Source organism: Roseibium album, assembly GCF_001404515.1.
In the GTDB taxonomy this organism is placed as follows: domain Bacteria; phylum Pseudomonadota; class Alphaproteobacteria; order Rhizobiales; family Stappiaceae; genus Roseibium; species Roseibium album.
Map to the genome: position 1 here is coordinate 1 of NZ_CXWE01000017.1, position 13,012 is coordinate 13,012.

The 13,012-nt window shown below is 56.4% G+C and carries 13 protein-coding genes; 3 read left to right on the plus strand and 10 right to left on the minus strand.

The annotated features are described in order from the left end of the window. Window positions 1-16 precede the first annotated feature (16 nt). The 8 genes from LA5095_RS30840 to LA5095_RS30875 form a co-directional block, all read right to left on the minus strand. The gene (locus LA5095_RS30840) at window positions 17-238 is read right to left on the minus strand and encodes a hypothetical protein (protein ID WP_055391817.1); all 222 of its coding nucleotides are present in this window, start codon (window positions 236-238) and stop codon (window positions 17-19) included. Beyond that, window positions 238-561: a hypothetical protein gene (locus LA5095_RS30845; protein WP_144436231.1), complete on the minus strand. Its 324-nt coding sequence runs from the start codon at window positions 559-561 to the stop codon at window positions 238-240. The genes LA5095_RS30840 and LA5095_RS30845 overlap by 1 nt, the downstream gene beginning before the upstream one ends. 14 nt (window positions 562-575) lie before the next feature. Beyond that, entirely contained in the window at window positions 576-914 is a 339-nt protein-coding gene (locus LA5095_RS30850; RefSeq protein ID WP_082443008.1) for a TrbC/VirB2 family protein, read from the minus strand. A gap of 14 nt (window positions 915-928) precedes the next feature. Further along, window positions 929-1,390, minus strand: coding sequence for a hypothetical protein (locus tag LA5095_RS30855; RefSeq protein ID WP_055391820.1), 462 nt, complete (start codon window positions 1,388-1,390; stop codon window positions 929-931). Next, the gene (locus LA5095_RS30860) at window positions 1,387-2,145 is read right to left on the minus strand and encodes a nucleotide-binding protein (protein ID WP_055391821.1); all 759 of its coding nucleotides are present in this window, start codon (window positions 2,143-2,145) and stop codon (window positions 1,387-1,389) included. Before LA5095_RS30860 ends, LA5095_RS30855 begins: the two co-directional genes overlap by 4 nt. After that, window positions 2,139-2,492, minus strand: coding sequence for a hypothetical protein (locus tag LA5095_RS30865; protein ID WP_144436232.1), 354 nt, complete (start codon window positions 2,490-2,492; stop codon window positions 2,139-2,141). The genes LA5095_RS30860 and LA5095_RS30865 overlap by 7 nt, the downstream gene beginning before the upstream one ends. Window positions 2,493-3,452: 960 nt before the next feature. After that, window positions 3,453-4,709, minus strand: a complete 1,257-nt coding sequence (locus LA5095_RS30870; RefSeq protein ID WP_055391823.1) for a glycerate kinase type-2 family protein — start codon at window positions 4,707-4,709, stop codon at window positions 3,453-3,455. A 5-nt stretch (window positions 4,710-4,714) separates the two neighbouring features. After that, window positions 4,715-5,788 carry a tartrate dehydrogenase gene (locus LA5095_RS30875; RefSeq protein ID WP_055391824.1) on the minus strand — a complete coding sequence of 358 codons (1,074 nt, stop codon included), beginning with the start codon at window positions 5,786-5,788 and terminating at the stop codon, window positions 4,715-4,717. A 189-nt stretch (window positions 5,789-5,977) separates the two neighbouring features. On the opposite strand from LA5095_RS30875, the gene LA5095_RS30880 reads away from it, so the two are divergent. From LA5095_RS30880 to LA5095_RS30890, 3 genes are all read left to right on the plus strand, one after another. Then, on the plus strand, window positions 5,978-6,892 hold the full coding sequence (locus tag LA5095_RS30880) for a LysR family transcriptional regulator (RefSeq protein ID WP_055391825.1): 915 nt from the start codon (window positions 5,978-5,980) through the stop codon (window positions 6,890-6,892). A 119-nt stretch (window positions 6,893-7,011) separates the two neighbouring features. After that, the gene (locus LA5095_RS30885; RefSeq protein WP_055391864.1) at window positions 7,012-7,989 is read left to right on the plus strand and encodes a TAXI family TRAP transporter solute-binding subunit; all 978 of its coding nucleotides are present in this window, start codon (window positions 7,012-7,014) and stop codon (window positions 7,987-7,989) included. 90 nt (window positions 7,990-8,079) lie between these two features. Continuing rightward, window positions 8,080-10,281: a TRAP transporter permease gene (locus LA5095_RS30890; protein WP_055391826.1), complete on the plus strand. Its 2,202-nt coding sequence runs from the start codon at window positions 8,080-8,082 to the stop codon at window positions 10,279-10,281. Window positions 10,282-10,358: 77 nt separating this feature from the next. Here the strand turns inward: LA5095_RS30890 and LA5095_RS30895 are convergent, their stop codons facing one another. Further along, window positions 10,359-11,111 (minus strand): transcriptional regulator NanR, encoded by a 753-nt coding sequence (locus tag LA5095_RS30895; protein ID WP_235808909.1) that lies wholly within the window; start codon window positions 11,109-11,111, stop codon window positions 10,359-10,361. Between the two features lie 71 nt (window positions 11,112-11,182). After that, window positions 11,183-13,012, minus strand: coding sequence for a D-apionate lactonase (gene apnL, locus LA5095_RS30900; RefSeq protein ID WP_055391827.1), 1,830 nt, complete (start codon window positions 13,010-13,012; stop codon window positions 11,183-11,185).

Consider the following 13,012-nt stretch of genomic DNA (forward strand, 5'->3'; position numbering starts at 1 on the left):
AATCCTCCTCTATCCGTTAAGCCGAATTTGTCTCATTGGCGCTGAACCCGGACACCCGAACAAACGAGCCGTCCTTCAACGAAACCGTCTGGCCATCGGCCAGCAGCTGATCGAATTCCAGTTCATTCGCGAGCCAGTCCTGTTCCACGTCGCCGAGCAGGTATTTTCGGGATTTCGGACTGACGAGACTTGCAGCGCCCACCGCGGCAACGCCTGTCAAAAAGGTGCCAAGCAGCATTATTGTGCGACCTTCTTTTTTGTGATTTTGAGCGGGTAGCCAGCGACCAGTCGGCGAAACTTCTTTGCCTGAAAGAACGTTGCCGGATGCAGCAGTAGAGATTCACAGTGCGGCTCACGCCTGCGCAGAAGAATGATCCAGCCAATGGCGGGTGGCGTTGTCAGAACGGCAAGCGCAAAGCCCACAGCATTCCCGGCCAGGATCCCACCAGTGGTCGCAAGCAGGAGTTCGCCGATCATCACCAGGGCAGCGTGGAGCGGTGGCATGCCAAGGATTTTTAACGGCTCTTGAATGTGGAGAGCGATGGGACTTTGCGCTTTCATGGCTTGCCGCCTCCTCAAGCTGTCGAAAGGAGGGCGCGAAGCGCGGTCGGCCCGAAGATCACCAGAGCCCCGGCGCCAACCAGCTGAGCCAGCCGCATGATGTCGATGCGACCCGTGACCATGGCCCAGATGCCATAGATGATGACGCCGACGCCGATCACCGGCGCGGCAACGCTGACCAGACCACTTTCCAGGGATTCCAACATGCTTGTCGCTGGTGCGGACCAGTCCTGCGCCATCGCGCGCGCTGGAAACAGCATCGACGCGGCGAGAAACGTTTTGATAGCAGTCTTGCTAAAATCAACTTTAGCGGGAGGCGTCAGGCGGAGTCCGAGTCTCTTGGTCGTAGGCATTTTCAAAAAACCTTTTATTTCAGGATGAGATAGAAGGCCGCGACGGCCATCCAGTTGGTGAAGGCAAGGGCGCTGAAACCGTAGAAGGCTTTGCGGATCGTCCGGGTGATTTTGTCGGACTCAACGGCATGCTGTGCGACCGCCGAGACGACTGTCTGGATATTGTCGTTGCCGAGGTTCTGCGCGAATTTCTGAATGGTGTTCGCGACATCGTCGACCTTGTGGTCGATCGCCTCGTTGACCCCAGAAACGTCATTCTGGAACTGATCGGAAACCCGTTTCCGCTCGACTTCAAGAAGGCCCTGGAGACGATCTCCGAAGGCATTCAGGATTGAGACGACGGCCAGAACCGGATCATCCTTCTGATAGGAAATCCCGGTTTCCCGGTGGGCAATCTCGATAGCCTCTTCAAGCGACATCTGTGTCCATTGTTCGGAAGCGGTGGGCTCGATGTGTTGGACAGCGGCGGCACTCATTCAGCTGCTTCCGCAGAATGTCCGTCAAGGAATGCGGCACCGTCCAGGCGTTCAATCGCCTTGGACCAATAGATTTTCAGGCGCTGGCGGGCCATGACGTTGAAGTCGTTCGACCGGATGGCTTCATCGAAGGTCAGTTTGGCTCCCATCATCGCCCGGATGTCTTCGCCGAACGTGCCGGCCTGGACCTTCGGATGGCACATGACCGCCGCAATACGGTCCTTGTTGTCCTGGTAGATCTTACTGTCTTCAAAGCCCCGCCCTTCGCTTGCAACAGGGCCGAAGAATTCGTTCAACCAGACAACCACCGGTACGGCCGGGAAATGACTGAGAATTGCAAGCAGGCTGTTGAATGTGTCGTCGAGTGCAGCTCCGCCACAGACCGGACAATGAATGAAAACCCGGACATCGAAGCTCTGCAGGAGATCGAAGGCGTTGTTTTCAGCGAGATACGAACAGGTCGCAATGAACGAGGAAGTACCGGTGTCGATAACAGTGTGGGTCTTTTCCTGGCTCTCGAAAATCCGCGTCATGACATGGTCGAAAAGACGTGGATTGATATCGTCACCGCCCATGATTTGGATCGGTAGCGCATTCAAAGCCCTGATTGCAGAAAGCGTTGGTGTGGTTGGGTCCAGATCGATTGCCTGCACAGTGTGATCAGTGTAGCGGAGATATTGGACGAGCATGGAGGATGTTAGGCTTTTGCCGGCACCGCCTTTGCCCTGCATGACAATGTGGACAGTTTTCACCATTGATCCCTCACTCCGTCGGAGCCGGTTGGAACTGTGAATTTGTTGATCTCAGGAAGGGGCTTTCGGCCTTTGGGTTGTGTGTCCGAAGTTTCCTGATTTCCTACGGGCTTCTCCACGACCGTGTTCGTTGAAGCCTTTTTGGCCTTGTTCGCCTGCACCTTCTTCCAGGACTTGGCGAATGCGTCATATTTAACGGTGATCAGTCCCTCCGCCTTCAACCGGCTGAAAGCGGATCGGAGCGATGGGGATTGTTCGACGACGGTCTTGATCTGGGCATAGTTGGTGACAAGCTCCATCGGAGCCTGCCCCCATGGTGCCCGTCCCACACCAGAAGATGTAGACGTCATGGGTCGTTAACGTTCTCAAAGAAGAACGCCCTCAATGTTGTTGATGATTGTTGAAAGTTGGTCGTGTTGGCCGCATTTTCGGCGCGATTCAGCTAAAAACGCATCAGCCTGCCGAAAGCTGATACGGCCAATACAGACACAAATTGGAGTTTGTAGGGGTCTCCTTATGCGGACATCAAAGGACGAGTTTGGTGTTCGCTAGGCTCGGACGGTCCTGACTTCCACATAAGGGCCGTCCGAGCTGCTAACAGGACCTGTTTTACGATCCGAAGACTTGGTTGTACATCTTTTATTCTGTCTATCTAGGCGGGTTTTCCACAAGCATAAATTGATGCTTAAAGCCGGGTTAAACCTCCCGCGACGGAGGTTTTTGCGTTGAGCCAGAGGCGAATAAGTCTGCAAAATGAATGTGTTCTACGAGTTTTCCATCCAGAAAGTGCCTCACTTTCTCTATCTTGCCGTCTTACCTATTTCCCAAAAAGTACGTGAAATTCCTCAGTTATTCTCAAGTATATCCAAAGTTATCGCCGAATATCAAATCTCATCCGCTTTTGTACAAGGTTGTGACCATACATCCAAACAAGCCATTGAATTGTATTTGTTTTGATAAGAAGTTTTGGCAGATCCCCGAATTTTTCCAGAATTCAGTGCGATCAACGAGGATGGCTTAAGACAGCGCCAAAAAGTAGAAGATAATCATACTATTCAAAATTGGTCCGAATTTATCAAAATTCATCTGCGTAGTCTGTTTTTTGAGCGACGGTGAAAAAGAGGGTTTTAGGAGTGTTCGCGAGCTATTTTACTGGCGCTGACCTGCCCCTTTGGTCCAAGCTTTGGAATGGCTGAAAAGGGGCCGCTAACGGACAGTCGGCTTACGGCAGTTGGATCAGCGTTGCGGACGATCAAATCGACTGACTTCATCGTCCTTCTCACAGATTAGTTTTACCGATTTCCGAAACCTCAAGACACTAAAATCGCCCTGAAATCATTTACATTTGTAAGGGTCGGTCCGGTTCGGACGAGGGTGTCGAGCCTGTCGAAAAAACTGTAGCTGTCGTTCGAATCCAGAAAACTGCGTGCGTCATGTCCCAAGGCATCTGCTCGTGCAAGTGTATCAGGCCCGATGATTGCTCCCGCTGCTTCTTCGGTGCCGTCGATGCCGTCGGTATCGGCTGCAAGGGCATGAATGCTCTTGTCACCCTTCAACGCCAAGGCAAGTGACAGCAGATATTCGGTGTTTCGCCCACCTCTGCCAGGAGTGCTCTTTCCGATGGTCACGGTCGTTTCCCCTCCGGACAGGAGCACAGCGGGTTTTTTGACCGGCGTTCCATGCCTGGCGCAGGACAGAGCGATGCCGCCCATGACGGTTCCGGCATGCCTTGCCTCTCCCTCGATCGCATCTCCGAGCAGCAATGGTGTCACTCCGGCCGCGAGGGCCACTTCCGCGGCAGCACTCAGCGACATTCTCGGGGTCGCTATCAGGCGAAAGTCCGGTTCGGTCCCGGTTTGAGGCTCCGATGGCTCCAGAAGAATTTGACGTGCCGCCTGTGGCAATTCTGGTCCAAGCCACTCGACAAGATGTGACAGATCCTCGTGGGCGGTCGGATCAGGCAGGGTTGGCCCGGAGGCAATCGCTGCAGGATCATCTCCCGGAATATCCGAAATTGCCAATGTCACCACACGGGCTGGCTTGGCCGCTCTTGCCAGTCCGCCGCCTTTCAGTAGCGAGAGCCGCCTGCGGATCCGGTTCATGTCTTCAATTGCCAGTCCGGATTGCAGGAGCAGGCGGTGGACCAGGATCTTGTTTTCAAGCGTCAGCGGTGGTTTGGGAAGCGGCATCAGCGCCGATCCACCTCCGGACAATAACGCCAGAACGAGATCATCGGGCCCAGCCTCGCATGCGGTCTTGAGGATCTCGCGCGCGGCGGCCGCACCGGCGTCGTCAGGCACGGGATGCGATGCCTCCAGGACCTTCACGCGTTCGGTCGGTACGGAGTGGCCGTAGCGCGTCACGACGACACCGGAAATGTCGACGTCCGGCCAGGCAAGTTCCACGGCTCGCGCCATCGACGCTGCAGACTTTCCGGCCCCGACGACAACACACTTTCCTTCCGGTTTCTCTGGCAGTTTCTTTGCCAGAACTCTTGCCGGGTCTGCCGCTGTGATAGCCGCCTCAAGCAATTGGCGCAAAAATGCGTGCGCTTCCGGACTGTTCATGGTGATCAGGCGTTCTCGATGCGGATGGCTTCACACACCGCGTCCGTCACGTCCTGGGTTGAGGCCTTTCCGCCGACATCCGGCGTCAAGACCCCGTCGGCACACACTTTCTCGACGGCGCGCATCAGGCGGCTCGCCGCGTCCGGTTCGCCAAGGTGGTCCAGCATCTGGGAGGCCGTCCAAAACGTTGCAACCGGATTGGCGATCCCCTTGCCGGTTATGTCGAAAGCGGATCCGTGGATCGGCTCAAACATGGAGGGGAAACGGCGTTCCGGATCGATATTGCCGGTTGGGGCAACGCCGAGGCTGCCCGCCAGGGCGCCAGCGAGGTCCGAAAGAATGTCGGCATGGAGGTTGGTCGCAACGATCGTGTCGAGGCTTCTGGGTTTTTTCACCATGCGTACGGTCATCGCATCGACGAGCATCTTGTCCCAAGTCACATCAGGAAACTCCCTTGAGACTTCGGCTGCTATCTCGTCCCACATGACCATGCCGTGGCGCTGCGCATTGGATTTGGTCACGACTGTTAGGTGCTTACGCGGACGAGACTGGGCAAGCCGGAAGGCGTACCGCATGATCCGGGTCACTCCGACCCGGGTGAATATGGCGACTTCCGTTCCGACTTCCTCGGGGAGCCCCTTGTGAGCCCGGCCACCGTGGCCGGAATATTCCCCTTCCGAATTCTCGCGAACGATCACCCAGTCCAGATCGCCGGGACCAACGCCTTCCAATGGAGAGGAAATGCCTGGAAGGATCTTTGTCGGCCTCACGTTCGCGTATTGATCGAACCCCTGGCAGATCGGCAATCTCAGGCCCCACAAGGTAACATGATCCGGCACGTCCGGTGCGCCGACCGCACCGAAAAAGATCGCATCGAAACCCTTCAGCTGCTGTGTGCCGTCGTCCGGCATCAGCGCCCCGGTTTTCTTGTAGCGATCCGAGCCCCAGTCAAAATGGGTCACATCCAGCGCGAAACCGCCATCGCGACGTGCCAGCACATCCAAAGCCTGCAACCCCGCATCAATGACCTCCGGCCCAATACCGTCCGCTGGGATGGCTGCGATCTTGTAGTGTTTCATGGTTTCTTTCTGATCCTCGGAGGATGTTCGGAACCGGTTGGGTTGCCGGATTTGCTGGAGCGCCGCCCGGATAACCTACTGGACGGACGCATTTAAAATTCGACCCGACGTTAGGAGGTATTTGCTGGACGGCTCAACGCGCACAAGATTATATACAAAGTCGCAATAATTGGGGTTCATGAGTCCGCAGTGAATATCTATCAGCTCAGATGTTTTCTCAGCGTCGCGGATACATTGCATTTTGGCCGGGCCGCCCAGTCGATGGACATGCTGCCTGCGTCCCTGGGACGGCAGATCAAGATCCTTGAGAACCAGCTCGATACCAAACTCTTTTTCAGAACAACCCGCAATGTCTCGCTGACGGCGGCAGGGAGCGCTATCCTGGAAGATGCCAGGTCACTGGTCGCGCAGGCGGATCAGCTGGAAGAAAAGATCAGAGCCATCCGGAAAAATGAAAAGCCCCTACTCCGGGTCGGGGCGATCGACTCCGCGTCTGCGGGACTGATGCCTCAGCTCTTACAGTTTTTCCGCGCCGAGCACCCGCACATTGAAGTGCAACTCTTTGAGCAGAAGACCATCCATCTGTTGCCAAAATTGTTGAGCGGAAGTCTTGATATCGCCTTCTGTCGTCCGCCGGACATTCGCGATCCCCGAATTAATTTCCGGACACTTTTCTACGAAACGGCCGTGGTTGCTTTGCCAGCAGACCATCCCTTGTCGAAGCAGAGTGAAATCGTCATCGAGGATCTGGCCGATATTCCCCTTATCGTTCCGGACCGCAGGTCCAGGCCGCATTCGCATGACCTCACGATCAAATTGTTCATGGACGCCGGATTGACGGCCCGCATCGCCCAGATTGCGGAAGAAAAGCACACGATTGTCAATCTTGTTGCCACGGGCACCGGTCTGGCGATTGTTCCTCGCTGGACAGCACGCATCGCCATACCTGGCGTTCGTTTTCTGCCTCTTTCGATCCCACCCGGGGCAACGCGGTCAAAGCTCATTCTGGCCGCCGCCTGGACCCGGGGAACACGGGATCCGCAGAGAGACGCCTTGCTGGACGTTCTGGACAGGAACCTGCAAGCCATTGAAGACAGTGCCTGATAATAACGAAAAATAATATAATCTTCAGAGCGTTCTCTGCCGCCCCGTTCTTCTTCATGCTGCATCCAGTGGCATCGCGCAGATCGACAGCAATGCCGGAGGAAAACATGGGAGGAAACATGTCTATCAGGATTTCATCAGTGGCGGCCCTGCTTGCAGGCGCACTTTGCGTTTTGCCTGCCAATGCACAGGACAAGGAAGACTGGCCAAGCAGTGTCACGATCGGAACCGGCAGCCAGGGTGGCACCTATTTCGGATACGGAAGCGGGTTCGGAGCCATGATCAGCGAGGCATTGGGTATCAATGCCGGCGCGGAAATCACAGGCGGCCCGGTTCAGAACGTGACGCTTGTCGAAACCGGTGAACATCAGCTGGGCTTTGTTACGCTCGGCCCAGCCGATGAAGCCCGCAAGGGTGAGAGCCCGCTTATGCCGGGCGTGCCGCATGAAAATGTTCGTGCGCTGTTCCCGATGTATCAGACCCCCCTTCAGGCCGCGGTTCTTGCAAGTTCGGACATTGAAGGCTTTGCAGACCTGAAGGATGGTGTGCGTGTTGGCGTCGGTCCGGCTGGCGGCACGTCGGCGACTTATTGGACACGCTTCTTCGAAAATACAGACAGCGGCGTCGTCATCAGCAATGCCGGCGGTGCTGACACGGCGGGACAGCTCAAGGACGGCCTGATCGATGCGTTCGTCTATGCCGCGGGATTACCGACCGGAGCCTACGCCCAGTTGGCAGTCGAAAATGACGTGCGGTTCCTGTCGATGGATGACGAAACGCTGGCCAAGATGATGGAAATCGTGCCCGCGATGCAGCCGTTCCTCATTCCGGCGGACACCTACGAAGATCAGCCGGAAGGCCTGCAGACGGTGTCACTTTGGAACTTCGCGATCGCGCACAAGGACATGCCGGAAAGCCTGGCCTATGAGATTACCAAGCTGGCAATGGAAAACCATGAGCGCATGGTCCAGAACCACGCGGCCGCCAAGGAAACGCTCCCGGAAAACGTGGTCAAGAACACGGTCATTCCGTTCCACCCGGGTGCGATCCGCTGGTTCCAGGAAAACGGCTACGACTTTCCCGGTTTCAATCAGTAGATCTTTCCTTATTCGCTAGAGTGCACGGGCGGTCGAACCTGCTTCTCCGCCCGTGTTGCGTTTCCAATCCCTCTCCAGAGCAGCCCGAACATGACCGCATCGCCAAATACACCGACGCAGAATGAAGAAAAAAATCACGCGGCGTCTTTGATCGAAGAGCAGACCGCACGCGCACTGGTGGATGAAGGTCCCAGGTCGGGCAACCAGCGTGATTTTACCGGCCCGCGCAACGCAATCATCGCCTGTATGTGTGTCGCCTATACGGTCTTCCATCTTCTGGTGATGAATGTCTATCCGCTGGAAACCTGGACCTATCGCCTAACCCATGTTGGCGGAGGGCTTTTCCTGGGCTTTCTGCTCTTCGGTGCAACCTCGATGGACGCGAAGGGACGCACTTCCGGCTCACTCCTTGCCAACGCAATTCTTGCGATTGCCGGTGCTGCGGTCCTTTATGGCGCTGTCGGCGTCGCAGCTATCTGGATAAATGGCGAGGTGCTGGGAAAGGCACTTCCGCCAGCCTGGGCCATGACCAGCTTCGGGCTGCCTCTCGCCGCCGGGACAGCGCTCGCAATCGTTCACAGCTGGGTTTTTCCGCACACGAACCGGTCAAAATTTGCACCGTCGGATGTTCTCCTCGCGGTCGCCGCGGTTGCCTGCACTGCCTACCTGATCTTTTTTGCGCGTCAACTCCAGCTGCGCGCCGGCATGCCCATGGCTCTCCCGGGGGACATGTGGGCCGCCGTCACGGGTGTGCTCTTGATCATCGAGCTGACGCGCCGGTTGGCGGGATTGGCTCTTGTCTTTATCGCCGGTGTCTTCGTCGCCTATGCGTTCCTTGGTCCGTGGCTGCCAGGCATTTTTGAACACCGCGGCTATGATGCGAAGCGCTTCTTCTCCTACATCTTCACTGACAACGGCATCCTTGGCGCCCCGATCGCCATTTCCTCGACCTATATCGTCCTGTTTGTTGTTTTTGCCGCATTCCTTCAAACGACGCGCGTCGGCGAGTATTTCGTGAACCTCGCTTTTGCAGCTGCCGGGCATCGTCGGGGGGGGCCGGCAAAGGTGGCCATCTTCGCCTCGGGCCTGATGGGTATGATCAACGGTACGTCCGCAGGTAATGTCGTCGCCACTGGGTCATTGACGATCCCGATGATGAAGCGGGTAGGCTACAGGCCCCAGACAGCGGCTTCGGTCGAAGCCGCTGCTTCAACCGGTGGCCAGATCATGCCGCCGATCATGGGCGCAGGCGCGTTCATCATGGCCGAAATCACGGGCATCTCCTACATGGAGATTGTCTGGGCGGCGATCATTCCGGCAATTCTCTACTTCATTTCCATCTACTTCATGGTCGACCTTGCTGCGCAGAAGGCGAACATGAAAGGATTGCCCCGCGATCAGCTGCCTAAGCTTGGCATGCTCATCCGCCAGATTTACCTCTTCACGCCGATCGTGGTTCTCATCTACGCGCTGTTTGCGGGCTATTCCGTGATCCGCTGCGGGACGCTTGCGATGATCACCGCGGCCGTGGTCTCATGGCTGACGCCACACAGGATGGGGCCGCGCCAGCTGTTCCACGCACTCGACATCGGCGCCCGGATGGTCCTTCAGCTCGTGGCTGTCTGTGCCACCGCGGGCATAATCGTCGGTGTCATTGCACTGACCGGTATCGGCTCCCGCTTTTCAACCGTGTTGCTTGCTCTGGCCGATCAGAGCCAGATCCTGGCGCTTTTCTTCGCCATGATCGTGTCGATCGTACTGGGCATGGGCATGCCGACGACGGCGGCCTATGCAGTGGCGGCAAGTGTCATCGCGCCCGGAGTGGTGAACCTGGGCGTGGAGCCGCTCGTCGCGCATCTCTTCATCTTCTATTTCGCGGTCATGTCCGCGATCACACCACCAGTGGCCCTCGCCGCTTATGCAGGCTCCGCCCTGGCCGGGTCTGACCCGGTGAAGACAAGTGTCGAGAGTTTCCGAATTGGACTGGCTGCATTTGTGGTGCCCTACATGTTCTTCTTTTCACCCGCCATGCTTCTCGATGGAAACTGGTTCGAAATTGCGCATGTGGCCATCACTGCAATCGCGGGCGTCTACCTGTTGTCGTGCGCGGTCCAGGGCTGGTTCCTAGGACATGCCGGAAGGGCCGTTCGAGCAGGGCTTCTGGTCGGCGGACTGACAATGATCGCGGGAGGATGGGTCACCGATGCAATCGGCCTCGGAATCGCGATAATCCTTGCGGTCACCCAGAAGAAGATTGTTGAAGCCAGAGATCTTGCGCACGGGGCGGACTAGTACAAATGAGGGCGGCATCGGCCGCCCCCATTTGCTCTCAATGCGGGTATCAAGAACAACTGCGCATGATGGCAAATTCAAACGTGATGCCGGTAAAGGTCCTGAGACCTGTTCAAATGTGAGCGCATTGCACTTTCGGCCTCTTCAGCGACACCGCCTTCGATGCACTCGATGATCTTCGAATGCTCGGCAAGTGTGACCTTTTCTCGTCCCGACCAGATCAGCAGGTCCGTATGATAATTGAACAGCCAGTTGAGCATGGCGTCACTCACCGCTGCAAAAATCGGATTGCCCGAGATGGACGCGATCTTGCTGTGAAACGCGATATCGGCCTTGATGAAATCGGACGGATTGCCGAGCAGATCGTTTTGATCGATGACAAGCTGCTTGAGCTCGGAAAGGTCTTCTGGCGAGGCCTTTTCGGTCGCGATCCGGACCATGCCGACCTCGAACAGTCTGCGCGCCTCCTTGAGGTGTTCAAGATTGTCCGAAGAAGCGGACAACAGCATGCGCGCCACCATGTCCATCTGCCGGAACGCGAGATCCGCTGAGAGCTCGCTGACCCGGGAGCGCTCTCCTTGCGAAATCGAAATGAGCCCCTGGGTATGCATCGTTTGCATGGCCTCGCGTACGGCAGGCCTGCCGACGCCGAAACGTTGCATCAATTCACGCTCGGACGGCATGGGATCGCCGGGAGCAAGCTCTCCCCGCACAATCATTTCACGCAATCGATCGAAAACCTGATCGGAGAGTTTTCGCCGGACAATCTTGTCGTCACCGGCTCCCGTGCCGTTCCAGTTTTCCATGACCCGCCAATCTGATCCTTTCATCGTTGGGTTTTCTGCATATTGCGGCAACTCAACGTCACAAATGATTGCAGATTCATCACCCTTCGGAGGACTTATAGCCGGAGAACTTCGAATGGACCAAGCGTCGTCGGATCGTCACAGGCAATTTCCAACTCCTGGTCTGTCAGGTTAGAGGCAATCTTCAGAACCTCACCATCTTTCTCCACACAAAGAGAAGCTATTTTATCCGCTCCTACACAGTCGCATTTTATAACCTTTGCATCGCTCAGTGCAGCAAGGGTCGAGACCACCTCACCGACAGGCCAAAGAGATCCGTTTGCTTCGTCAACGATTCCTCTTGGGCCGGTGAAACTGGCCGGAACCCATTGGTAAATGTCAGCCTGTGCAATCGCGGAAGCATAGCCCATGGTCCAGGCTGCGGCGAAAAGGCCACGTTGGCGCGGATCGTCATGGGTCATGCAAAGTCGATTTTTGCCGGGATTGGCAAAAGTCCGGGAACCGTAAGGATTTTGGCGCATGCCGATGCTCGACGGTCCAAGCCTGTATTCCTTGTCCTTGCCGATGAGTGCCCGGGCAGAGCGCGTGATGTGCGGCAAGGTTTCAAGTGTTTCGATGACACTGTCGTCATCGGCCGCGTGAACGATCGGATTGGTTGAATGGTTGACAAAATCCAGCAATGACACTGGAGGCCGTTTGCGGTTCAACTCAGTGAAATAGCTGAACATTCCGCCGCCGAGCTTTGTCGTGGGAAAAGCTTGTCTTGCAGCTGCATAGATTATCGACAATGGAGGGCACTCGGGCCATTCACTTCCCGGTGGTGTCGACCGACGATCTACAGAAGGACAAACCGCGATTGAACTCAACTCAAGCCCGCTTCGTTTTACCATGCTGGCCAGGTTCTGAAATTCTGCCTCAAGGTCTCCATCACAGGCGACTACATATTCTAGATCGTAGGACGCCTGGAAAAGGTCTTGCAAGGACCGGAAATTCTCAAGTTCCTTCAATCCGTGCGATAGTGTTGGATCCAAATGACACAAGAGTGCGGCAGGGTTTACCTCTTCCAGAAGCCCGACGTGTTCGATGGCGGATCTGGTGTCTTCAGGGCTGATCAACAGTCCTATTTGCGGCAGATGGCTCTTTGTTGCTTCGCCTGCAACAATCTCAACAGCTCCGGTTGCATTGCCATGCCGTGCCGGGAAGACCGATTCACCTTCGATTTCACTCATCTCAATTTCGAGTGTTACCGACTGATTGACCTCTTGTCCCGCGTCCATGACATACGGCCAGGGTAGCGCCAACGGTCTCACATAGGTCTTGTAGGAGGCGTCGGACCAGTTGCGCTGGTCCTCCATTTCGAACTCGTCGCCGTCCATCCGGCATCGGGCCTTCAAGTGCGGCGCAGGTGCGTGGGTCAGCGACCGGATTGACTTGAAGGGTTGCCAGGGGTCTATGAGGTCGGGAAACCTGGTTCGATCGACCGCGCCGTTGCAATGCTCGACCTCGAGGGGTTCGCCGGCCACTCCATTGATCGGATGCAAAACGGTGAAACCGCAGCGGTTGGTTTCGAAGACGCCGTCGGCGACAGCCGAGGAGGCAAAACTCAAAGACCCGGTTTCCGTTCCGGTGATTTGTGCCTTGACGCTGAGATCCGCCCCCTGGTTCCGGTAACTGGAAACGTAGGATATCTCAAACTTCCCGGGCTCTTCCAGGATAACGAGATCGGAAATGGTCGCGGCAAGCGTGCCCCAGTCCCTGTCGCGTACAACGTAGGATATGGCCCGCAAAACTTCATGGCCTTCGAAACGGATGTACCGCAGATTTCCGTTTTCCAGCCGCACTTCCAGCGGCCCTGCGCGCAATATCCGGAATGGCTCCGGGGCCGTTTCCGTTCCGTACAGGCGAATGCGTCTCTCTTCGCTCAT